At 63.9% G+C, this 19662-nt stretch carries 24 protein-coding genes; 10 read left to right on the forward strand and 14 right to left on the reverse strand.

All coding sequences use genetic code 11. The features are described 5' to 3' along the window. Positions 1 to 18 precede the first annotated feature (18 nt). Positions 19 to 720 carry a GrlR family regulatory protein gene (locus ACR9YP_RS27070; protein WP_128947761.1) on the reverse strand — a complete coding sequence of 234 codons (702 nt, stop codon included), beginning with the start codon at positions 718 to 720 and terminating at the stop codon, positions 19 to 21. A gap of 196 nt (positions 721 to 916) precedes the next feature. Beyond that, on the reverse strand, positions 917 to 1951 hold the full coding sequence (locus tag ACR9YP_RS27075; protein ID WP_091892958.1) for a glutamine synthetase beta-grasp domain-containing protein: 1035 nt from the start codon (positions 1949 to 1951) through the stop codon (positions 917 to 919). 539 nt (positions 1952 to 2490) lie between these two features. Between ACR9YP_RS27075 and ACR9YP_RS27080 the strand changes: the two genes are divergently transcribed. Further along, positions 2491 to 2694 (forward strand): DUF2735 domain-containing protein, encoded by a 204-nt coding sequence (locus ACR9YP_RS27080; RefSeq protein ID WP_438108765.1) that lies wholly within the window; start codon positions 2491 to 2493, stop codon positions 2692 to 2694. Between the two features lie 113 nt (positions 2695 to 2807). Here ACR9YP_RS27080 and ACR9YP_RS27085 read toward each other — a convergent pair whose 3' ends face one another. Next, the gene (locus ACR9YP_RS27085) at positions 2808 to 3119 is read right to left on the reverse strand and encodes an MliC family protein (RefSeq protein WP_438108767.1); all 312 of its coding nucleotides are present in this window, start codon (positions 3117 to 3119) and stop codon (positions 2808 to 2810) included. 70 nt (positions 3120 to 3189) lie between these two features. On the opposite strand from ACR9YP_RS27085, the gene ACR9YP_RS27090 reads away from it, so the two are divergent. Beyond that, positions 3190 to 3933, forward strand: a complete 744-nt coding sequence (locus tag ACR9YP_RS27090) for a tyrosine-protein phosphatase (protein WP_474217591.1) — start codon at positions 3190 to 3192, stop codon at positions 3931 to 3933. A gap of 15 nt (positions 3934 to 3948) precedes the next feature. On the opposite strand, the gene ACR9YP_RS27095 is transcribed toward ACR9YP_RS27090, so the two are convergent. Next, complete coding sequence (locus tag ACR9YP_RS27095) at positions 3949 to 4668, reverse strand: SGNH/GDSL hydrolase family protein (RefSeq protein WP_438108769.1); 720 nt, start codon at positions 4666 to 4668, stop codon at positions 3949 to 3951. A 119-nt stretch (positions 4669 to 4787) separates the two neighbouring features. Between ACR9YP_RS27095 and ACR9YP_RS27100 the strand changes: the two genes are divergently transcribed. The 3 genes from ACR9YP_RS27100 to ACR9YP_RS27110 all read left to right on the forward strand — a co-directional run bounded on the left by ACR9YP_RS27100 (position 4788) and on the right by ACR9YP_RS27110 (position 6660). Continuing rightward, entirely contained in the window at positions 4788 to 5468 is a 681-nt protein-coding gene (locus ACR9YP_RS27100) for an SDR family oxidoreductase (protein ID WP_438108771.1), read from the forward strand. Positions 5469 to 5572: 104 nt separating this feature from the next. After that, positions 5573 to 6259, forward strand: coding sequence for a DUF2161 domain-containing phosphodiesterase (locus tag ACR9YP_RS27105; RefSeq protein ID WP_474221122.1), 687 nt, complete (start codon positions 5573 to 5575; stop codon positions 6257 to 6259). A gap of 95 nt (positions 6260 to 6354) precedes the next feature. Next, a complete protein-coding gene (locus tag ACR9YP_RS27110; RefSeq protein ID WP_015686575.1) occupies positions 6355 to 6660 on the forward strand; it encodes a hypothetical protein in 306 nt (101 codons plus the stop codon). A gap of 62 nt (positions 6661 to 6722) precedes the next feature. Here ACR9YP_RS27110 and ACR9YP_RS27115 read toward each other — a convergent pair whose 3' ends face one another. Next, on the reverse strand, positions 6723 to 7328 hold the full coding sequence (locus ACR9YP_RS27115) for a GNAT family N-acetyltransferase (RefSeq protein ID WP_370985366.1): 606 nt from the start codon (positions 7326 to 7328) through the stop codon (positions 6723 to 6725). 149 nt (positions 7329 to 7477) lie between these two features. Further along, on the reverse strand, positions 7478 to 7879 hold the full coding sequence (locus tag ACR9YP_RS27120; RefSeq protein WP_370985367.1) for a PaaI family thioesterase: 402 nt from the start codon (positions 7877 to 7879) through the stop codon (positions 7478 to 7480). A 118-nt stretch (positions 7880 to 7997) separates the two neighbouring features. Here ACR9YP_RS27120 and ACR9YP_RS27125 point away from each other — a divergent pair, with 118 nt between their 5' ends. Continuing rightward, a complete protein-coding gene (locus ACR9YP_RS27125) occupies positions 7998 to 8786 on the forward strand; it encodes a cobalamin-binding protein (protein ID WP_438108774.1) in 789 nt (262 codons plus the stop codon). Positions 8787 to 8937: 151 nt separating this feature from the next. Here the strand turns inward: ACR9YP_RS27125 and kynU are convergent, their stop codons facing one another. The 5 genes from kynU to ACR9YP_RS27150 form a co-directional block, all read right to left on the reverse strand. Then, on the reverse strand, positions 8938 to 10140 hold the full coding sequence (gene kynU, locus ACR9YP_RS27130) for a kynureninase (protein WP_438108775.1): 1203 nt from the start codon (positions 10138 to 10140) through the stop codon (positions 8938 to 8940). Positions 10141 to 10148: 8 nt separating this feature from the next. Further along, positions 10149 to 10988: a tryptophan 2,3-dioxygenase gene (gene kynA, locus ACR9YP_RS27135; RefSeq protein WP_370985370.1), complete on the reverse strand. Its 840-nt coding sequence runs from the start codon at positions 10986 to 10988 to the stop codon at positions 10149 to 10151. Between the two features lie 35 nt (positions 10989 to 11023). Beyond that, complete coding sequence (locus tag ACR9YP_RS27140; protein WP_438108777.1) at positions 11024 to 11833, reverse strand: alpha/beta hydrolase; 810 nt, start codon at positions 11831 to 11833, stop codon at positions 11024 to 11026. Positions 11834 to 12190: 357 nt separating this feature from the next. After that, the gene (locus ACR9YP_RS27145) at positions 12191 to 13468 is read right to left on the reverse strand and encodes an ArgE/DapE family deacylase (protein WP_438108779.1); all 1278 of its coding nucleotides are present in this window, start codon (positions 13466 to 13468) and stop codon (positions 12191 to 12193) included. Between the two features lie 54 nt (positions 13469 to 13522). Beyond that, entirely contained in the window at positions 13523 to 14248 is a 726-nt protein-coding gene (locus ACR9YP_RS27150; protein WP_438108781.1) for a pyridoxamine 5'-phosphate oxidase family protein, read from the reverse strand. A gap of 73 nt (positions 14249 to 14321) precedes the next feature. On the opposite strand from ACR9YP_RS27150, the gene pdxR reads away from it, so the two are divergent. Both pdxR and ACR9YP_RS27160 read left to right on the forward strand, forming a co-directional pair. Then, positions 14322 to 15791, forward strand: a complete 1470-nt coding sequence (pdxR, locus tag ACR9YP_RS27155) for a MocR-like pyridoxine biosynthesis transcription factor PdxR (protein WP_438108783.1) — start codon at positions 14322 to 14324, stop codon at positions 15789 to 15791. 67 nt (positions 15792 to 15858) lie between these two features. After that, entirely contained in the window at positions 15859 to 16104 is a 246-nt protein-coding gene (locus tag ACR9YP_RS27160; protein WP_091892928.1) for a DUF6719 family protein, read from the forward strand. A gap of 4 nt (positions 16105 to 16108) precedes the next feature. On the opposite strand, the gene ACR9YP_RS27165 is transcribed toward ACR9YP_RS27160, so the two are convergent. Both ACR9YP_RS27165 and ACR9YP_RS27170 read right to left on the reverse strand, forming a co-directional pair. Continuing rightward, on the reverse strand, positions 16109 to 16480 hold the full coding sequence (locus ACR9YP_RS27165) for a hypothetical protein (RefSeq protein WP_438108784.1): 372 nt from the start codon (positions 16478 to 16480) through the stop codon (positions 16109 to 16111). Positions 16481 to 16514: 34 nt separating this feature from the next. After that, the gene (locus tag ACR9YP_RS27170) at positions 16515 to 16742 is read right to left on the reverse strand and encodes a hypothetical protein (protein WP_438108786.1); all 228 of its coding nucleotides are present in this window, start codon (positions 16740 to 16742) and stop codon (positions 16515 to 16517) included. 299 nt (positions 16743 to 17041) lie between these two features. Between ACR9YP_RS27170 and ACR9YP_RS27175 the strand changes: the two genes are divergently transcribed. Continuing rightward, a complete protein-coding gene (locus ACR9YP_RS27175) occupies positions 17042 to 17251 on the forward strand; it encodes a hypothetical protein (RefSeq protein ID WP_370985382.1) in 210 nt (69 codons plus the stop codon). On the opposite strand, the gene ACR9YP_RS27180 is transcribed toward ACR9YP_RS27175, so the two are convergent. Beyond that, entirely contained in the window at positions 17245 to 17793 is a 549-nt protein-coding gene (locus tag ACR9YP_RS27180) for a CreA family protein (protein WP_370985383.1), read from the reverse strand. The genes ACR9YP_RS27175 and ACR9YP_RS27180 overlap by 7 nt on opposite strands. A gap of 208 nt (positions 17794 to 18001) precedes the next feature. Between ACR9YP_RS27180 and ACR9YP_RS27185 the strand changes: the two genes are divergently transcribed. Next, positions 18002 to 19609, forward strand: coding sequence for a L,D-transpeptidase (locus ACR9YP_RS27185; RefSeq protein ID WP_474217592.1), 1608 nt, complete (start codon positions 18002 to 18004; stop codon positions 19607 to 19609). Positions 19610 to 19662 lie beyond the last annotated feature (53 nt).

Here is a 19662-nt window from a genome sequence, read left to right on the forward strand (position 1 = left end):
ATGCAATTCCTGTCACGATCAGGCGCGGTGCATCAGCTTGAGCGCAGCGGTCAGGCGCAGGCTGCGCTTGCCGGCGAGCGCCGTTGCCTCCAGTACCGCCTCTTCCGCGTCATAGCGGCCGGAGAAACCGATGCCGACCTCGTGGCCGCCGAAGATCGGATCGTCCTTGGCCGGCGTGTGCTCCTGATTGAGAATCTGGCCTTTCCAGCGACCCTTCGCGGCGGTGTAGCTGCCGAGATAGTAGAAGGCCGCATCGCCGCCGAGGATGCGACCCTGGTTGAGCAGCATCACGCCGGTGAGGCCGCCATCGAGGCCGTCGAGCATCCGCAGATGAATCGAATAGAGGCCATCGGCAATCCCGGCCTCACCAACGCCGCCGACGATCGGCACCTCGTCTTCGGTGATCGGCGTCATCAGCGACTGGAAGGGTACGCCCGGCAGCTCTTTCAGCTCGCCCTTGAAGCGATAGAGATCGCCGTCGGCCCAGCCCTTCGCGATCAAGGTGGCATCGTCGGTGCCGGCCATGGCGCGGTAGTTCGGATCGGGGTTATGGCGGACGGTCTTGATCACGACGTCGACGCCGCTGTCGGTCTTGTCGTAGGTGCCGATATGGGCGAAGGCCGAATTGCCGCCGAGCATCTTGCCATTGCCGGCATGCATCACGCTCCGGCCGACGGCGTCGCCGAGCTGAAATCTCACCTTGTAGAAGCCTTCAAACACCCGCCGTGTCCCCGGCCCTGCGCGCATCCGGGGGCACTCTCCCGCATTCGAACGCAATCGACAAGCTTCGCGCGGGAAGAGGCCGGCGGGTCACAGGAACAGCTGCCATCAGAATGCAAAAATCCGCCGGAGCCTTGCAGCTCCGGCGGATTTGAGACCAACCCGGGTCAGCCCCCAGGCCCGGGCCGGGAGGATCTTAGGCCGCGGCCTTCTTGTCGGTCGGCACGGACGCGATCGTCTTCAGGATCTGCGAGGCGATCTGGTAGGGGTCGCCTTGCGAGTTCGGACGGCGGTCTTCCAGATAGCCCTTGTAGCCGTTGTTGACGAAGGAGTGCGGAACGCGGATCGAGGCGCCGCGGTCGGCCACGCCGTAGCTGAACTTGTTCCAGGGCGCGGTCTCGTGCTTGCCGGTCAGACGCTTGTCATTGTCCGGGCCGTAGACGGCGATGTGGTCCATCAGGTTCTTCTCGAAGGCCGCCATCAGCGCCTCGAAATACTCCTTGCCGCCGACTTCGCGCATATAGGCGGTCGAGAAGTTGGCATGCATGCCCGAGCCGTTCCAGTCGGTGTCGCCGAGCGGCTTGCAGTGGAACTCGATGTCGATGCCGTACTTCTCGGTGAGGCGCAGCATCAGGTAGCGGGCCATCCACATCTGGTCGGCAGCGGTCTTGGAGCCCTTGCCGAAGATCTGGAATTCCCACTGGCCCTTCGCGACTTCCGCGTTGATGCCTTCATGGTTGATGCCGGCAGCGAGGCAGAGGTCGAGATGCTCTTCGACGATCTTGCGGGCGACGTCGCCGACGTTCGAGTAGCCGACGCCGGTGTAGTACGGACCCTGCGGGGCCGGATAGCCGGCAGTCGGGAAGCCGAGCGGGCGGCCGTCCTTGTAGAAGAAGTATTCCTGCTCGAAGCCGAACCATGCGCCGGCGTCGTCGAGGATGGTGGCGCGCTTGTTTGACGGATGCGGGGTCTTGCCATCGGGCATCATGACTTCGCACATCACGAGCACGCCATTGGTGCGCGCGGCGTCCGGGAAGACGGCGACCGGCTTCAGCACGCAATCAGAGCTATGACCTTCGGCCTGCTGGGTGGAGGAGCCATCGAAGCCCCAGAGCGGAAGCTGCTCGAGCGTCGGGAACGACGCGAATTCCTTGATCTGAGTTTTGCCGCGCAAATTCGGAGTCGGCGTATATCCGTCGAGCCAAATGTACTCGAGCTTATACTTGGTCATTGAGCCTCTCTGTAGATGATGCGAAAGGTTGGGGGCCCTGGGGTCCCCGCACGTTTGTACCCGGCCACCATCGGCCGGCCCTTTACAAGCATTTAACGTGCCAAAAGGCCGCACTGCGGGAGGTTTTCCACTGCGGCAGGCGGCTCCTCGGCGCTGACAAACCGCCCCCGGCGTCGTGCGTCATAGCCGCGCACCTTCGCGTGAAGCTGCACCGCAAAAACTCCGCGGAAACCGCCCGATTCTGAAGCAGGCGGCGCGGTGCTGGAGGATGCCGATGAAACGCGCGTCAACGTCCGGCAACTTTCGTAAAGCCCCACAGCCCTGCCCAGCAACCTTTGGAATAGCCCAGGCGTTGGTCACCGACACGGTGCCTTGGGAGATGCAGCAGGCGACCTGCCTATAAATTGGGCGGCAACTGATTTCCTTTTCAGCACTTTCCAATTCGGGGCGCGCGGCCGATATGGGGATTTCAGTAACCACAATCGAACGAGTCGGGCGCACCATGGAGGCCAAGGCGCTTCGACCAAGGAGAAATCGCAATGATGAACAATGGTCTGAGTCACGGATCTGCGAAGATCTACCAATTCCCTGCCGGGGGCCGCGCAGCTCTTGGGGGACGCCGCTATGGCGAGACCAGCCTTCCCGCCGATCATGCTTCGCTTCCCACGAACGTCTCGATCTGCAGCGACAGCTGGTACCACCAGGACGCGGTGGACGAAACCAAGCCGAAATGGGATCGCTGATGCCGGTCGCTGGTTTGATAGCGCCGCGCGCTCGCGAACGCAGGCGGCAGTTTGAAAAAGGGTCGAAACCACGATGTTTCGGCCCTTTTTGATTCTTGCGGGCACAGAGACGTTCAGATCACCGCGCAGGCGGTCACCGGCCGCTTCAGATGTCTGATCGTGGTGGTCCCGGTGCTGCCGATCGTCAGCGTGATCCCGGCTCTCGAATAGCGGGCGCCAGAGACCGTCAGCCGCTTGGCAAGCGTCACCGGCTCGCCGTCGATCTGGAGGAAGGCGCGCTTGTCGCCGTCATAAAACCCGATGATGAACTGCGTACCATCGGCGCAGCGATAGGTCTGGAATGTCTGCGCATCGGCCGGCCGACTATCGAAAATTCCGGCCGACAGCATGGTGATAGCCAAAACAATGGCCTTGTGTCGGCCCATGATCGCCCCCTGTATTGGACTTTAAGGATGCCGCAGCGCATCCGGTGGAACCATAACCCAAGCTGATCTCATGTCCGACTCCCCTGCCCGCCACCTCGCCTTGCAAGGCGCCAGCAATTTTCGCGATCTCGGCGGCTATCCGACCACCGACGGCCGCATCACGCGCTGGCGGCACATCTTCCGCTCCAACCATCTCGGCCAACTCACTGCAGCCGACATCGAGATCGTCCGCGCGCTGGGGGTGCGAAGCGCATTCGATTTCCGTGGACTGGAGGAGCGCGCGGCAGGCGTCTGTGTCGTGGACGAAATCACCGTGCACTCGCTGCCGATCGAGCCGACCGTCGTGGCTGCGCTGCGCGCCGAGCTCGCTCGGGGCACGTTGACGGCACCGGTCGCGCTGGAGCTCATGCGCGAATCCTATCGCAACTACGTGCGCCACAACACGCACAGCTTTCGCGACCTGTTCGGCCATCTGCTGGAAGACCGTGCGCCGCTCGTGATCCACTGCACGGCGGGCAAGGACCGCACCGGCTTTGCCTGCGCGCTGATCCTGCATGCACTCGGCGTATCTGATGACATCATTGCCGAGGACTACCTGCTCACCAATCAGCACTACAAGCGCGATGCGACGGCTGCTACCGACCTGCCGGAGGACGTACGCAATGCCATCGGCAGCGTCGAAGCCTCTTACCTTGCTGCTGCGTTCGAAGCCGTCGGCAGGGAATACGGCGATATCGAAACCTATTTGCGCGACGGGCTCAAGCTCGGCGCGGCCGAACGGACTGCGCTGAAGGAGCGTTATCTGCAAGCGTGATCCGCGGCGGGCGCCTCAAGCCGTCAGCCCCACGGCCTTGATCATCGCGCTCTTGAGGGCCAAGGAGATCTGCTGGGTGCTCCAATCGCTTTGGTGCAGCTTGTCAGGATCACCTGTGTCCAGCAATTGCTCGAACGAAACGTTGTTTTGCACGTGCCAATGCCGCATCAGTGCCCAACGCTGAAACAGATTCACCTCGGCCTCATTGGCAGCATCGCGGATCAGCCGGACCATCTTGTCCGAAAGCTCAGCACGGTCGTCCCAGAGCATCTTCGTCGCATATTGCGGATCAATCACCAGAACCTCGAAGCCGCGAGCGCGCAATTGCGCCAGGCCCTTCCTGATATTCCCGGCAACAACGTCCACGTCGTACTGGTCGTTGTGAAAGACCGCGTTCGTTCCAACCTGCCAGATGACCAGTGCCGGATCATCATGAAAGATATCGGCCTCGAAGCGTCCGAGTTCTTCGTTTGCCTCTTCGCCGCCCTTGCCGCGGTTCAGCACGTCAATCCGAATGTCAGGCCGGTGGACAACATCCTTGAAGTATTGCCGTAGATACATCTCCAACCGATAGGGGTACGGCACAACATCGGCTCGTCCGGCCGTTGATGACGACCCCATGGCCACGATGCGAACGGGACCCTTCCCGTCCAAAGCCTGCCGGAGCCGCATCAGCGGATATTTTAGGTCGACGATGGCAGCGGGAAATTCGATGGTTGGCAAATTGTCGGACATGAACAACCTCCTCACCGATCTAAAGTTGTAACTATAGCCCAGCCTTGAAGCTGCCGCCATTGCAAGTCCAATTCGCTGGACGCAATAGTCGCCGGCAAAGCGAAACCACGGAGAGCACCGTGCAGGGAAAAGTCATTGTCGTGACCGGCGCGCAGGGAGCGCTGGGCAAGGTGGTCGCCGAGACGGCGCTGGCACGCGGCGCGCGCGTGGCCGGCATCGATTACGCGCCATCGCAAGCCCCCGCAACGCCTGAAAACATCGAGATTGGCGGCGTCGACCTGTCCGATGCGGCGCAGGCGAAGACGGCGATCGAAGCTGCGGCAAAGCACTTTGGCAAGCTCGATGCACTGATCAATATCGCGGGCGGCTTCGCCTTCGAGACCGTCGGCGACGGCGACACCGCGACGTGGCAGCGTATGCATGCGCTGAATGTCCTGACCGCACTCAACACATCGCGCGCGGCACTGCCGCATCTCGCCGCCTCCAAGGCCGGCCGCATCGTCAACATCGGCGCCATGGGCGCGCTCCAGGCCGGCTCCGGCATGGGACCCTATGCGGCGTCGAAGGCGGGCGTGCATCGCCTCACCGAGGCGCTTGCCAACGAGTGGAAGGGCAAGGTGACTGTCAACGCCGTGCTGCCGTCGATCATCGACACCAAGGCCAACCGCGCCGACATGCCGAAAGCGGATTTCTCCAAATGGGTGACGCCACAGGAGCTCGCCGAAGTCATCCTGTTTCTCGCCAGCGATGCCGCGAGCGGCGTCACCGGTGCGCTGATCCCGGTGGGTGGGCGGGTATAGGCGTATCGCTCCGAATCTCTGCCAGACAGCCCTGATTCAATCGGAGCCGAGAAGGCTCTAAACTGCCTGCAACTGATTCTCCGATCGGACATCGGAACTTGTCTTTGGAAACCGCGCTCTATCTGCCCGTCAAACGCTTCCTCGAAGAGCTCGGCTTCACCGTGAAGGGCGAGATCGGCGGCTGCGATCTCGTGGGCCTCAGCGCCGGCGATCCACCTGTCGTGGTGATCGGCGAGCTCAAGCTCGCCTTCAATCTCGAGCTGATCCTCCAGGCGGTCGACCGCGCGCCGGCCGGCGACGAAATCTGGATCGCCGCCAGAATGTCGGCCCGCGGCAAAGGGCGTGAGAGCGATGCGCGCTACCGCAATCTCTGCCGCCGGCTCGGCTTCGGCATGCTCGGGGTGACCGATCGCGGCCAGGTCGAGGTGCTGGTGAAGCCGCCGACGGCGGCTCCGCGCCGCGAGCCGAAGATTCGCTCGCGGCTCGTCGCCGAACATCAGCGCCGCCAGGGCGATCCCGTGCTCGGCGGCAGCACCCGTTCGCCGATCATGACGGCCTATCGGCAGCAGGCGCTGGCCTGCGCCTCGGCGCTCGCCGAAGGCCCGCGGCGGGTGAGCGAGTTGCGCGAACGCTGTCCCGATGCCGGTAAGATCTTGCTTAACAATGTGTATGGCTGGTTCGAGCGTGCTGAGCGGGGAATTTACGGGCTCACCGAAGCCGGGCACGCGGCGCTGAAACGCTGGCCACAGCAAGGGATTGAAGTCGGTGCAAGTGTCGCATCACCGCCCTGACACCCGACCGGTGCATAGCTGAGATGTCACACCGATTCCATATTGCAATGCAACATTCGCGGCACTAGGTATCCCGGCATCAAAACGAGGCCGTTATGAGCGCAGACTGGAATACCAAATATGGCACGCGGCGCGTGCGTCACGATCCGCCCACTCTGGACGAGGCGATCTTCGCCGCCGTCGGCATCACCGACGACCAGGAGCAGCAGGCCGAGATCGCGGCAGCGCTGATGGGCATGCCGCTCGATGTCGTGCAGGCCGAGGTCAAGAAGCAGGCCCGCACCAACAGCCGCATCACCGCAACCCGCGTGATCGCCGGCGAACAGGGCGCGCAGCGCTCAGTGGTGGTCGAGCGCCGCGTCGTCCGCCGCTTCGGCAACGACAAGCGCACCGGCACCTAAGCGCTCTTTCCTTTGATCTGAATGCAAAAGCGGACCGGCCTTGCCGGTCCGCTTTTTCGTTTTCAGGCGGCGCGATTGCCGTACATGCTGGAGATGATCTTCCAGCAGGTCGAGTTGAAGCTGAGCAGGGCCCGGCCGGCCGTGAACGGCGAGGCCGCGAGGTCAGCAAGCTCCGCCTCGGGCGTCTTGCCGAGATCGATCGTCCCGGTCGATTCGCCGTGGCGGAAAGCCAGATGCGCACCGAACTTCCTGGCGAGCGCCCTCATGGCGTGGTTTTCGGCGCCGGTGGTGACGCGCAGGCGCTTATAGCCCTTCCAGCGCGCTTCCGCGATCAGGCGGCGGAACAGCACGGTTCCGACGCCCTGACGGCGTGCGGAGGCCTCCACGCTGAAGGCAACCTCAGGCAGCGAATCGTGCTCCGCCGGATGCAGCTCGGCCGCACCGCGGACCACGCCATCGACGATGTAGGCGACGATCACGGTGCCGTCTTCGGCGCAGCGGGCGGCGTAACGCTCGATGAAGCTGTCGTCGAGAAAACCGTTGAAACGGTCGTGCCGGCTTCCGGCATCAAGCCTCAGCAGGTGATCGCGCAGAAGCGGCAATTCTTCCTGCTGGATCAGGGTCCGCACGTAGCCCGGAGCGGTGCGGACGGTCTCTTCAAGTACCACGTCAAAACTCCTCTTGGTGTCCCTCGAGGAGGCGTTCGAATCCCTAGGCCGCCTATATTGTGCATCGCAGCAAGCTTTTCAAGACGGAGGCTTGCTCAAGTAAGTGGCACCTGACGTGACTATTTCGTTAACAAAATCAAGGGCCCTAATCATACGAGGACGAGCTGCGTCTGGGTCACGACGGCCACCAGCTTGCCGTCCTCGGTCTCCAGCCGGGTGGTCCAGACCTGGGTCCGTCGGCCCCGGTGGACCGGGGTAGCGGTCGCGATCACCGTGGTTCCTTCCTTGGCCCCACCGATGAAGTTGGTCTTGCTCTCCAGCGTCGTCGTGCCCTTGGCGTCGTCCGGCAGGTTGATCACGGTCGCAGCCGCGCCGACGGAATCGGCCAGCGCCATTAGCGCGCCGCCATGGATGGTGTGATGAAGCGTGCAGAGGTCGGGCCGGACCGTCATCCGCGCCACCACGCGATCCTTCTCGGCCTCGACGAACTCGACGCCTTTGAGCTCGGCGAACGGCATCTTCATCACTTTAAGTTTCTCGAGCGGCGTCATCGGATCTGCTCCCAATTCGTTGTTGTCTCAGCGTGAATTGCTTCGCGCGGCAAAGCAATGACGTCCGAGGTAATGGGCGGGCTGACATCGGCGCAGACATTGTGCATAGGCTCCTCGCATGCGCCACTTCCCGCCCCACCGCATCGTCTGCCTGACCGAGGAGACGGTCGAAACGCTCTATTTGCTCGGCGAGCAGGACCGCATCGTCGGCGTCTCCGGCTACGCAGTGCGCCCGCCCCAGGTGCGACGGGAGAAGCCACGGGTGTCTGCCTTCGTCTCGGCCGACATCCCGAAGATCCTGGCGCTGGAACCGGAGCTGGTGCTGGCCTTTTCCGATCTGCAGGCCGGCATCGTCGCAGATCTCGTCCGCGCCGGTGTCGACGTCCATGTCTTCAACCAGCGCGATCTCGCCGGAATCTTAGCGATGATCCGCACGCTCGGTGCGCTGGTCGGTGCGGCCGGGCGCGCGGAAGACCTCGCCCAAGGTTTCGAGCGGCGCCTCGCCGCGATCGCGGCAACGCCCCGCCCCTCGCCGCGGCCAAGAGTTTACTTTGAGGAGTGGGACGATCCGCTGATCTCCGGCATCGGTTGGGTCTCCGAGCTGATCGAGGCCGCCGGCGGCGTGGATGTGTTCCCGGAGCTGCGGTCGCGGCAGGCGGCGAAGGACCGCATCGTCTCGGCGGAGATGGTGCGCGAGGCAGCGCCGGATGTGATCCTCGCGTCGTGGTGCGGCAAGAAGGTCGTCCCTGCCCGTATCCGCGCGCGCGACGGCTGGGGCGAGATTCCGGCGGTGCGCGATGATCGTATCGTCGAGATCAAGTCGCCAATCATCTTGCAGCCAGGACCGGCGGCGCTGACGGATGGGCTCGATGCGATCGTGCAGGCGCTGTGGGGCGAGCGGTCCTGATCCCTCCGCCGTCATTGCGAGCCAACGGGTCCGCGCAAAGCGCGGCCCGATGACAGGCTCCGCGAAGCAATCCAGACTGCCGCCGCAGAGACAGTCTGGATTGCTTCGTCGCAAGAGCTCCTCGCAATGACGTCTGTGGAGGCGTCCTTCCTCACGTCACCGCGTTCACGACCTGGTACTCCGGCCGGCGCCACACATCGCCCGCGATTACCTCCTCGATGATCTCGGCGGCGCGGACCATCTCATCCTCCCCGACATAAAGCGGCGTGATCCCGAACCGCATGATATCTGGTGCGCGGAAATCACCGATGACGCCGCGGGCAATCAGCGCCTGCATGGCGGCGTAGCCGCCGTCGAAGGCAAAGGAGATTTGCGAGCCGCGCCGCTCATGCGCGCGCGGGGTCACCAGCTTCAGAGCTGGGCAGCGACGCTCGACTTCGGCGATGAGGAGATCACAGAGCGCCAGCGAACGTGCACGGACCTCGGTGATATCGATCCTGTCCCAGATGTCGAGCGAGGCCTCCAGCGCCGCCATTGCTAGCACCGGGGGGGTGCCGACACGCATGCGCTCGACGCCGCCGGCGGCTGCATAGGCAAGCTCGAACGCAAATGGCTTGGCATGGCCCATCCATCCCGACAGAGCGGCGCGGGCATTGCCAGCGTTGCGCGGCGCAACGTAGAGGAAGGCCGGCGCGCCAGGGCCGGCGTTGAGATATTTGTAGGTGCAGCCCGCAGCGAAATCGGCGCCGCAGCCGGAGAGATCGACCGGCAGCGCACCGGCGGAATGGGCGAGATCCCAGACGGTGACGATGCCGAGCGCATGCGCTTTCGCGGTGAGCTTCGCCATGTCGTGGCGGCGACCGGTGCGGTAGTCGACCTCGGTGATGTAGAGCACGGCGATCTCCTCCGACAGCGCGGGCTCGATCTCCTCCGGCGCCACCAGACGCAATCGATGGCCGCGCCCGAGCGTTTCGATCAGGCCTTCGGCCATGTAGAGGTCGGTCGGGAAATTGCCGGTGTCCGACAGGATCACCTTGCGCGACGCGTTCATATCGATCGCAGCCGCGAGTGCCTGGTAAACCTTGAGCGACAGCGTGTCTCCGACCATCACCGAGCCGGCTTCCGCGCCAATCAGTCGCGCAATGCGATCGCCGACATGACGCGGTTGGGCATACCAACCTGCGGTGTTCCAGGCACGGATCAGCTCATTGCCCCATTCGGCCGTGATGACGTGATTGACGCGCTCGGCAACGCCGAGCGGCAGCGCGCCAAGCGAATTGCCGTCGAGATAAATCACGCCCTCGGGCAGATGGAACAAGGCCTTGGTGTCGTCGTAGACGCGTAGCTTGGTCATCGACATCTCTACAGAATCGTACGCACGCGCCAGAGCTCGGGGAACAGCTCGATCTCCAGCATCCGTTTGAGATAGCTGACGCCGCCGGTACCACCGGTGCCGCGCTTGAAGCCGATGACGCGCTCGACCGTCGTTACATGGTTGAAACGCCAGCGGCGGAAATAGTCTTCGAAATCGACCAGCTTCTCGGCGAGCTCGTAGAGCATCCAGTGCGTCTCCGGCGCCTCGTAGACGATACGCCAGGCCTGGAGCACGCCTTCGTTGAAGCTGTGGGTTTCGCGGACGTCGCGGGCCAGCACGGGCGCAGGCATCTTGAGCCCGTTGCGGTCGGCAAGCCGCAGCACCTCGTCATAGAGGCTTGGCGTCGCGAGCTCGGCTTCGAGCAGCTTCGTCGTCTCCGCATCGTGCGCGTGCGGCTTGAGCATGGCGTGGTTGCGGTTGCCGAGCAGGAATTCGATCAGCCGGTATTGACGTGACTGGAAGCCGGAGGACTGCCCGAGTTGCGCGCGGAAGCGCGTATACTCGCTCGGCGTCATCGTCCGCAGCACGTCCCAGGCGCCGTTGAGCTGCTCGAAGATGCGCGACACCCGCGCCAGCATCTTCATCGCCGGTTGCACCTCGTCCCTGGCGATCGCGCGGCGCGCGGCGCTGAGCTCGTGGATGGCAAGGCGCATCCACAGCTCCGTGGTCTGATGCTGGATGATGAACAGCATCTCGTCATGCGCTTCCGAGAGCGGATGCTGCGCCCCAAGGATCGCATCCAGCGCCAGGTAGTTTCCATAGGACATGCGCCGGGCGAAATCCGTCTCGGCGCCTTCGCTTGCAGGATCGTAATCGTTGGACGTCATTGACAGGCCCTCTCGATCGATCGTCCCTCGCCTCGTCAGTCGAGGCCGATCAGGCGCGCGGTGATCTGCGACGACGGATCCTTCAGCCCGTCGATCACGGTAAAATGGTTGAGGCCGGGATCGATCACGAGATGCGTCGGCACGTCGAAACCGGTCCAGACGTTGGCCATCAGGTCGGATTGGCGGATGAATTCAGGGCGCTCATTGCCGCCGACCCAGGCCGTCACGGGCGACTGCCCCCGCGGGAGATGCAGCGCCGCACTCTCGAGCGCCGCCTCCTCCATGGTCATGCGCAGCGTTTCGTTCATCTTTGTCTTCAAGAGCGGCCGCAGATCGTGCAGGCCGCTGATCGAGAGGGTGCCGGCGATGCGATCGTAGACGGCGGGCTCGAGCCGGCTGTCGTCGCACAGCATGCGCGTGACGAGATGGCCGCCGGCGGAATGGCCGGCGAGCCGGATCGGCCCTGCCACCAGCGAGGCCGCCTTGGCGATCGCTGCAGTGATTTCCGCGGTGATGTCGGAGATGCGCGCAGCCGGCGTTAGCGTGTAGCTCGGCAGCGCCACGGTCCAGCCATGATGCCGTGCGCCTTCGGCCAAATCGCTCCAGGCCGACTTGTCGAAGCGCATCCAGTAGCCGCCATGGACGAACACGACGAGGCCCTTGCTGTCGCCGTCGGGCAGGATCAGGTCGAGGCGCTGCCGCTCACCGGCGCCATAGGCGACGTCGGGATGAAAATCCTTCAACCCTGCACGGTAAGCCGCCGCCCGCTCGGCCCACAGCGCCGGCATTTTGTCGGAGCCCGGGATATGGGCCGAATTGGCATAAGCGTCATCCCAATCGCGCATCGTGATTTTCCTCGGCGGACTCAGGCCCTGCGAACCGGACGCCAGTCTGCCACCGGCAAGGCCGGCGTCCTAGTCTTTATTTTAAGCTTAAAGGATGTGTCTGCGCGTATTTGGGACAACAGATTCTGCCCCCGCCGGAGCGCGGTAGGGTGGGCAAAGCGAAGCGTGCCCACCATTCGTTCGGAATTGAGGATGGATGGTGGGCACGGCGCAAGGGCGCCTTTGCCCACCCTACGGGCCCTCCGCCCGTTATTGCGAGCGCAGCGAAGCAATCCAGAGCCTTTCCGCGGAGGGATTCTGGATTGCTTCGTCGCTTCGCTCCTCGCAATGACGGCGGAGGGAGCAAAGCCCGGCTGCTTACGCCTTCTCCACTCCGCACCACTCGGCGATGAACAGCGCCATCGCCTTGGTCGTCTTCTTCAGCGACTCCAGGTCGACGAACTCGTTGAAGCCGTGCATCTCGCCACCGCTCGCGCCGAAGCACAGGCTCGGGATGCCGTGATTGAGGCCGTAGAAGCGGGTATCGGTGAGCGCGGTGAATACGAGGTCCTCGACCGCGCCACCGTAGACCTTGTTAAAGGCCCTGCTGAACGCGGCCTCGGGCGCGGCCGCGTCGGTGAGTTCATACCCCTCCGACAGGAAGCCCGACCATTCGACCTCCGGCGGGTTGTTGGCGAGGAAGCGGTGGTTGCGCGCGGCGGCCGCGACACAAGCCACAATCTCCTTCTGGTGCTCGGCGATCGACCAGCCGGGCAATACGGCAATCCGGCAGTCGACGTCGCACCAGGCCGGCACGCTGGAGGCCCAGTCGCCGCCCTTGATGATGCCGGGGTTGAAATTGATGGGATGGTTGACCGTCTTGAAATGGCGATCGGCTTTCGCGCGCTCGTTCCACTCGATCTCGAGCTTTTGCAGGGCCTGGATCAAATGATAGGCCGCCATGATCGCATTCGCTCCGGAGCCGGCGAAGGCGACATGGGTCGGATGGCCTTTCACGCGCAGGCGAAACCAGATCACGCCGACCTGCGAGCGCACCATCTTGCCGCCGGTCGGCTCCGGGATGAAGCAGGCATCGGCGCGGTAGCCCCGCTGAAGCGTCGACAGCGCGCCGACGCCGGTGCTCTCCTCTTCAATCACGGACTGGAAATGGATCCGCGCCGTCGGCTTCAAGCCGGCGGCCTTGATCGCATCCAGCGCATAGAGCGCACCGATCGTGCCCGACTTCATGTCGCAGGCGCCACGGCCGAACATCTTGCCGTCCTTGATGACGGGCGAGAAGGGCGGTGTGTCCCACAAATCCAGCGGCCCTGCGGGCACCACATCACAGTGGCCCTGGAGGATCAGCGATTTTCCAACGTTGGTTTGCGGACGGTAGGTGCCCACCACCGAACGCGCTTTCGAAAAATCATGCTCGATCGGACCGAAACCACGCAGGTCCTTGAGGTCGTCGACATTGACGTGCCAATCGTCGACCTCATAGCCGCGTTCGCGCAGGAGGTCGCCGATCATGTCCTGGCATGGTCCCTCCGCTCCGCGGGTCGAGGGGATCGCGACGAAATCACGTGTGGTCGCAAGCTGGGCTTCGAAGCTGGCGTCGACGGCGTCAACAATCCTCTGCTGCGTTTCGGCATTCATCAGGCAACTCCAATCGGGCATTCAGATCATCGATGGAGCGCAAGCTAGCCGATTTCAGCCGTTCGGGTACTCTACAAAATAAGCATCCCGCAATGCATCGTCGAGCAGCCGGCCTTCGGAGTAGCCATTCAAACCCGCGGGCCGGCTGACGCCGTCGAGCAGGCGCGGACACGGCTCGGGCGCGCCGAGCACCGTGCGGACCGGGATGCGCTCGGCATAGATCGGCAGTTCGTAGTCCTCATCGTCATCGGCCACGCCCTTGGCCCGGATCTTGGCCGAGGCTTCCTCGATCTCCATCGCGATGAAGGAGGTCGCCTTGGTCTCCTGCGCGGTGCTCTGACGCAGGCTCGCGGTGCGGCCCGGGAAGAAGCGGTCGACCATCGCGATCACCGCGCGCTCCTTCTCCTCGGCGTCGGTGACGAGATAGGCGGTGCCGAACGCCATCACCGCGCGGTAATCGGCGGAGTGGTTGAAGCCGCAGCGCGCCAGCACGAGACTGTCGAGATGGGCGACCGTCAGACAGACGCGCTCGCCCCTGGTCTGGTTGCGCAGCATGCGGCTAGCGCTGCTCCCATGCCAGTATAGCTTCGTGCCTTCGCGCCAGAAGAAGGTTGGCGTGCAATAGGGCTGACCGTCGATCACATAGGACACGTGGCAAAGCATCGAGGAATCCAGGATGCGGTGAACGGTCGCGTGATCGTAGAAGCCGCGATCGTGACGGCGCTTCACTTGGTTGCGCGCTGATGTCGGATAGGAATTTGAAGTCTCAACCTGGCTCACGGCCGCACCTCGGAGATTGGAACAATCCAGAAGAGTTGTAGCCGCGGATTTGGTCTGCGATAGTGCCAATTCCATGCGAAAAATTCCGACCAATTCTCCCTCGCCGGCCAAGGCCGAGCTGCCGCTCGACCTCACCGGTCCGCACATCACGGCCGGCGCCTCCGCGGCGCACCGGCTCTACCAGGCGCTGTGCGAGATGATCGTCTCCGGCCTCGTCAGGCCCGGCGAGCCATTGCCGCCCTCACGGACGCTGGCGCAGCAGACCGGCTTCCGCCGCAACGCCGTCGTCACGGCCTATGAGCGGCTGATCGCCGACGGCTTTGCCGACGCAACCGTCGGCTCTGGCACCTTCGTCGCAGCGCGCATCCCGGCGCGAGCGGCCGAGGCGAAGAAACCCAAGGCGGTTGTCGAAGCGCCGCGGCAAGGCGCATTCGCGCTCGGCTGCACCCATATCGACGAGCGCGCCGTGCAGCGCTTCCGCGCCTTCGTCGGGCGTCGCATGCGCGCATTCGGACCCGAGCATCTGCATTATGGCGATCCCCGCGGCAGTCGCGAGCTGCGTGCGGCAATCGCTGATCACCTGTTGTCGGCGCGGGGCCTGCGCTGCGACCCCGATCAGATCATGCTCACATCAGGCACGCTGCATGCGCTGCGCATCGTGCTGAGCGCGATCCTGAAGGCGGGCGACCAGGTCTGGTCCGAGGACCCCGGCTATCCGATCGCGCGCCGGACGATCGGACAATGCGGATATCGCACTGTGCCCATTCCGGTCGACGCGCACGGCCTGCAGGTTGCTAGGGGTCGTGCGGCGGCACCGTCTGCGCGCGCGGCCTATGTCACGCCGTCGCACCAGTTTCCGCTAGGCGTCCAGATGTCGATGCCGCGGCGGCTCGAATTGCTGGACTGGGCGAAGCAGGCCGGCGCCTTCGTGCTCGAGGACGATTATGACAGCGAGTTCCGCTATGACGGCGCGCCGCTGATGTCGCTCGCCGGCATCGATCACCTCCAGCGCGTGATCTACCTCGGCACCTTCGCCAAGACCTTGTTTCCGGGCTTGCGCATCGGCTATTGCGCCCTGCCCGAGCGCCTGATCGCGGATGTGACGGCTGCACGGGCCGCGCTCGATCGCTTTCCCGGCACGCTGATGGAAGGCGCGGTGGCCGACATGCTCAATTCCGGCGCCTTCGCCGCGAACCTGAAGCGGGTGCGCAAGCTCTATCGCGAGGCGCGTGATGCGCTGGCCGCGACGCTGGAAGCCAAATCAGACGGCGCGCTCTCCGTGCCGGTGCCGTCGCAAGGACTGCATCTCGTCGCACGGTTCGATCCCTCGGTCGATCCGTTGCGGGCGGCCGAGGCCAAGCGCGCGGCTGGTGCAGAAGGCTGGCTCCTGGCCGACACCTATTCTCGCGCGCGTCCCCTGCCCGGTTTCGTGCTGGGATTTTCGGGGCACGCGGTTCCGCAACTGGTGGCCTCGGCCGAACGGCTCGCGCGGGAATCGCGCTCAGTCCTGCGCGCGAGAAGCAAATCGTCGCGGCGGGCGTGACCAGGCTTCACTATCAGAATCGCCTGCCGCTCCCTAGATTGCGGCATCGATGCCAGGACCTCACACCATGTTGCTGCGCCGCGCCACCTGCCTTTCGCTCCTGATTTCCCTTGCGCTTGCCTCGACGACGCGCGCAGCAACGGTCGGTCGCGAACAGGACATCGTGGACCTCAAGCTCGGCCAACGTGTGCAAGTGGATGACGGAACCTGCCCTGCCGGACAGGTCAAGGAAGTGCGCGGCGCGAAGATGACCGACAAGGGCGTGGCGCGCACGAGCACTTGCGTGCCGCGATACGGTCCGAAATCGAAGTAGCGGGCTAAGAGCCCTGCTTCGCAGGGTCGAACATGCACTGCAAGGTCGGCTTGGCGATCTTGGTGAAGGTCGAGCCGATCTCGCCCTGCTTGGACGTCGGCACCCAGTCGGTCTCGATCGTCGGCACGCCGGTCTCGCTGATGCCGCGCAGCAGCGCCTCGCGCAAATCACGGTCCTCGACGACGGCGGCGGCATGGTCATGCAGGCAGCCGCAGACCTCTTCTGGATGCTCCCAGCGCCCGAGCATGCGCGGCGCACACTGACGCACGAATTCGCTCCGGGGATCCGGCAACCTGGAGGGAGCGCGCACCTGCGCCTGGGCGGCACTGAGCGTCAGAACGGATATCAACGCTGCGGCGCAGAAACGAACAATCATGATGGGCTTTGCCGGCTGCTTTTCTTGTTGGCGATCAGAAGCGCGTGGCGACCACGATCGGCTGAGATGCCGTGATCGTCAGCGGTGAACCGCTGTACTGGAAGGTGCCGACACCGGGCAGACTGCCGTCCGGCGAGCCCGCGAACGAGGAGCCGGCGAGCACGAAGCCGAAGGCAAGGATGAAGCTGAGCGCGCGCATGATCTTGTGTCCCGATTTCGTCGGCCGGCGGTGCGCCGTCGTCGTTGTCAAGCTGATAACCATGGGCGGTTTCGCGCGTGATGCGCCAAAAGCGGAAAATGGTTTCATCTTTCGTGAGAATTGTTTCGTCCTGCCCGAGACGACGAAACATTCGCCGGAAAATCCCAATCATTTCAGGTGAGCCGCGCCACGGCCCAAAGTGGCCTGACAGGTTCCCGCTCGAGCTTGGACCGGCCGCGGACGCGGTCGCCGTCATGCTCCCGCCTTACGCGCTTCACACGCATTTTACGTTTTTCTGCTGAAGAGAAGCCGAAATCGAGACGCTGGGATCACCGGGCGCGTTCACGTGAGGGATGGCCATCATGATGGCGACAGATCGCGCACCGACGCGCGAGGCGGAGCAACGGACGGGCCGCGGAGATCAACGATCCATTCGCGACAGCGCCACATCACTTGGCAATACGTCACCTGGTGAAATGGCGCTGCAAGCGAACCGCGGCCTTGAAGCCGCGCCGCAGACATTCGTCCGGCTGACCGGTTCGCATCTTGCAAAGCCGCGCTGTCGTCAGTGAGTGAAGAACTCGCCGCACTTCTGGACGTTTGAGTCCGCCGGTCCCCATGGCATGATCGGTACCGTCGAGGTCGAGTTCTTCGGTGAGCCCTCGATCAGCTTGTCCGAATAGACCATGTAGACCAGCACGTTGCGCTTGGCGTCACAGCCGCGCACGATCTGCATCTTCTTGAAGAACAGTGAGCGACGCTGGCGGAACATGTCGTCGCCCTGCTCCATCTTGTTCTTGAACTTGATCGGGCCGACCTGGCGACAGGCCAGCGAGATGTCCGAGACCTCCTCGGCAAGGCCGAGCCAGCCCTTGAAGCCGCCCTTCTCCGGCACGGTGAAGTGACAGGCGACGCCCTCCACCTCGGGATCATCGAGACCGTAAGTCGCGAGCTTGTCGTTCGGGCTCATCCACTTGAATACGGTCGAGCGGCGGAAGATCAGATCCGGCTCGTCGGCGGCGGAGGCGGAAGCCACCGGCACGGCCAGAGCCAAGAGGAATAAAGCGAGGCCTTTCAAGCGGATGCCGGAAAGACCGGGGAAACGAGATGACATGAAGTTCTCCGGTAGGAAGTCCCCGCAATGTAGGCATCAGGCGGCCGATCAGGAAGACGAGCGGCCAGTCGCCACGGCCGCCGTTTACCGCTCTGTGAGGCTTTTTTGCTACGCGTTGAACAAAAGTAGCTGACGGCAGAACCGCCTTGGTGGTGAACGCGTATCCTCTTTGCGAGACTAACGTCTGATTTGGATTATGGATTCGAGGATGAACAGCGTGAATGAGTCCGGTTTTGCTGCCAAGCCAACGCGTTTTTGGCAAGTCGCCATTTTGACGGCGGCGGGTGCGATCGGGACGGCAAGCCAGGCTGACGCAGCGTTTTATTATTGGACGGATTATTCCGACGGCTCCTATTACGCCCGACAGGATCGGTATCCCGAAACACCGCGCCAGAAGCCGCAGAAGCGCGGCACGGCGGGCAAGAAGGAGATCGTCGCCGAGAAGGAAGCCGGCACCAAGCCGCAAGGACCGCTCGTCATTATCGTCTCGATCGACCGGCAGAAGGTGACGGTCTACGACAGCAAGGGCGTGTTCGCGGAATCCCCGGTTTCGACAGGCATGAAGGGCCATTCGACGCCGATGGGTGTGTTCAGCGTCATCCAGAAGCACAAATTCCACCATTCCAACATCTATAGCGGCGCCCCGATGCCGTACATGCAGCGGATCACTTGGTCCGGCGTCGCCATGCATGCCGGCGTGCTGCCGGGCTATCCGGCCTCGCACGGCTGCATCCGCATGCCGATGGCGTTCGCGGTGAAGATGTGGAACTGGACCAGGATGGGCGCGCGCGTCATCGTCGCGCCCGGCCAGATGTCGCCGCAAAGCTTCTCGCATCCTCTGCTTGCTGCGGTGCGCGTGCCGCCTCAGCCCGCCGCCAGCCTCGCACCGCAGATCAATGTGGGCGACAAGGCCGACAAGGGCGCAGCGCAAACCAACGTCACTGAAGCCAAGCCGGTCGAGACGAAGACCGCCAGTGCAGACAGCCTGTTCGAGCTGCGCGCCTCGGTCGGCCACACCGTGATGTCGGATGTGACCACCGGTAATGCGCCCGCCCGCGAGGAAGCGGCTGCGCCGACCGACAAGATCGAGACCAAGACCGCCGAGGCATCTGACGCAACCAAGCCGCCGCCCGAAGAAACTGCCAAGCCTGCGAGCACGGACGCGAAGCCCATTGAGGCCGCGGAAGCGCCCAAGGCCTCGACGGCGACCGACGACAAGCTCGACGCTGCCAAGACTGAAGCTGCCGAAACCGCGAAGAAGCCTGACGCCACGACGCCGGCACTCGCCACCTCGCCCGATGTGAAGAAGGACGAGACCGGCGTTACCGATCCCGCGCCGGCAGCGAAGCCGGACGCGCCGAGGCGGGCCGGCCAGATCGCCGTCTTCATCAGCCGCAAGGATTCCAAGCTCTACGTGCGGCAGAACTTTGCGCCGCTGTTCGAGGTGCCCATCACGATCGCCGCGAGCGACCGGCCTCTCGGTACGCATGTCTTCACAGCCGAAGTCGACAAGACCGACTCCAATGCGCTGCATTGGTCGGTGGTGTCGCTGCCGGTCTCCGTCCGCGCAGCTGCGCGCGATGACGACGGACGCGTGTCACGCCGCCGTGGCGCTGTCGTGATCCCAGTTGCCGCAGAGCCGGTGGTCACGCCGGACAGCCCCGCTGATGCCCTCGACCGCATCGCAATCCCCGCCGACACCATGGCGAAGATCAACGAGATGCTGACATCGGGTGGCTCGATCATCGTCTCCGACCAGGGCATCAACCAGGGCGAGACCGGCGAAGGCACCGATTTCATCGTCCGCTTGTACTAGCGCTCCTCACCGCGTCCGATAACGCGGTGTTGAGCGGCCCGGTCGTGCCGGCG

Source organism: Bradyrhizobium sp. BR14999 (genome assembly GCF_056106085.1).

What these genes read in the sequence shown, in the direction of transcription:
- ACR9YP_RS27180 (WP_370985383.1), bottom strand. Translation starts at nt 17,793, where the DNA reads ATGTCATCTCGTTTCCCCGGTCTTTCCGGCATCCGCTTGAAAGGCCTC.
- ACR9YP_RS27080 (WP_438108765.1), top strand. Translation starts at nt 2,491, where the DNA reads ATGATGAACAATGGTCTGAGTCACGGATCTGCGAAGATCTACCAATTC.
- ACR9YP_RS27165 (WP_438108784.1), bottom strand. Translation starts at nt 16,480, where the DNA reads ATGATTGTTCGTTTCTGCGCCGCAGCGTTGATATCCGTTCTGACGCTC.
- ACR9YP_RS27170 (WP_438108786.1), bottom strand. Translation starts at nt 16,742, where the DNA reads ATGGTTATCAGCTTGACAACGACGACGGCGCACCGCCGGCCGACGAAA.
- ACR9YP_RS27120 (WP_370985367.1), bottom strand. Translation starts at nt 7,879, where the DNA reads ATGACGCCGCTCGAGAAACTTAAAGTGATGAAGATGCCGTTCGCCGAG.
- pdxR (WP_438108783.1), top strand. Translation starts at nt 14,322, where the DNA reads ATGCGAAAAATTCCGACCAATTCTCCCTCGCCGGCCAAGGCCGAGCTG.
- ACR9YP_RS27095 (WP_438108769.1), bottom strand. Translation starts at nt 4,668, where the DNA reads ATGTCCGACAATTTGCCAACCATCGAATTTCCCGCTGCCATCGTCGAC.
- ACR9YP_RS27145 (WP_438108779.1), bottom strand. Translation starts at nt 13,468, where the DNA reads ATGAATGCCGAAACGCAGCAGAGGATTGTTGACGCCGTCGACGCCAGC.
- ACR9YP_RS27085 (WP_438108767.1), bottom strand. Translation starts at nt 3,119, where the DNA reads ATGGGCCGACACAAGGCCATTGTTTTGGCTATCACCATGCTGTCGGCC.
- ACR9YP_RS27110 (WP_015686575.1), top strand. Translation starts at nt 6,355, where the DNA reads ATGAGCGCAGACTGGAATACCAAATATGGCACGCGGCGCGTGCGTCAC.
- kynU (WP_438108775.1), bottom strand. Translation starts at nt 10,140, where the DNA reads ATGACCAAGCTACGCGTCTACGACGACACCAAGGCCTTGTTCCATCTG.
- ACR9YP_RS27125 (WP_438108774.1), top strand. Translation starts at nt 7,998, where the DNA reads ATGCGCCACTTCCCGCCCCACCGCATCGTCTGCCTGACCGAGGAGACG.
- ACR9YP_RS27140 (WP_438108777.1), bottom strand. Translation starts at nt 11,833, where the DNA reads ATGCGCGATTGGGATGACGCTTATGCCAATTCGGCCCATATCCCGGGC.
- ACR9YP_RS27185 (WP_474217592.1), top strand. Translation starts at nt 18,002, where the DNA reads ATGAACAGCGTGAATGAGTCCGGTTTTGCTGCCAAGCCAACGCGTTTT.
- ACR9YP_RS27075 (WP_091892958.1), bottom strand. Translation starts at nt 1,951, where the DNA reads ATGACCAAGTATAAGCTCGAGTACATTTGGCTCGACGGATATACGCCG.
- ACR9YP_RS27175 (WP_370985382.1), top strand. Translation starts at nt 17,042, where the DNA reads ATGATGGCGACAGATCGCGCACCGACGCGCGAGGCGGAGCAACGGACG.
- ACR9YP_RS27160 (WP_091892928.1), top strand. Translation starts at nt 15,859, where the DNA reads ATGTTGCTGCGCCGCGCCACCTGCCTTTCGCTCCTGATTTCCCTTGCG.
- ACR9YP_RS27090 (WP_474217591.1), top strand. Translation starts at nt 3,190, where the DNA reads ATGTCCGACTCCCCTGCCCGCCACCTCGCCTTGCAAGGCGCCAGCAAT.
- kynA (WP_370985370.1), bottom strand. Translation starts at nt 10,988, where the DNA reads ATGACGTCCAACGATTACGATCCTGCAAGCGAAGGCGCCGAGACGGAT.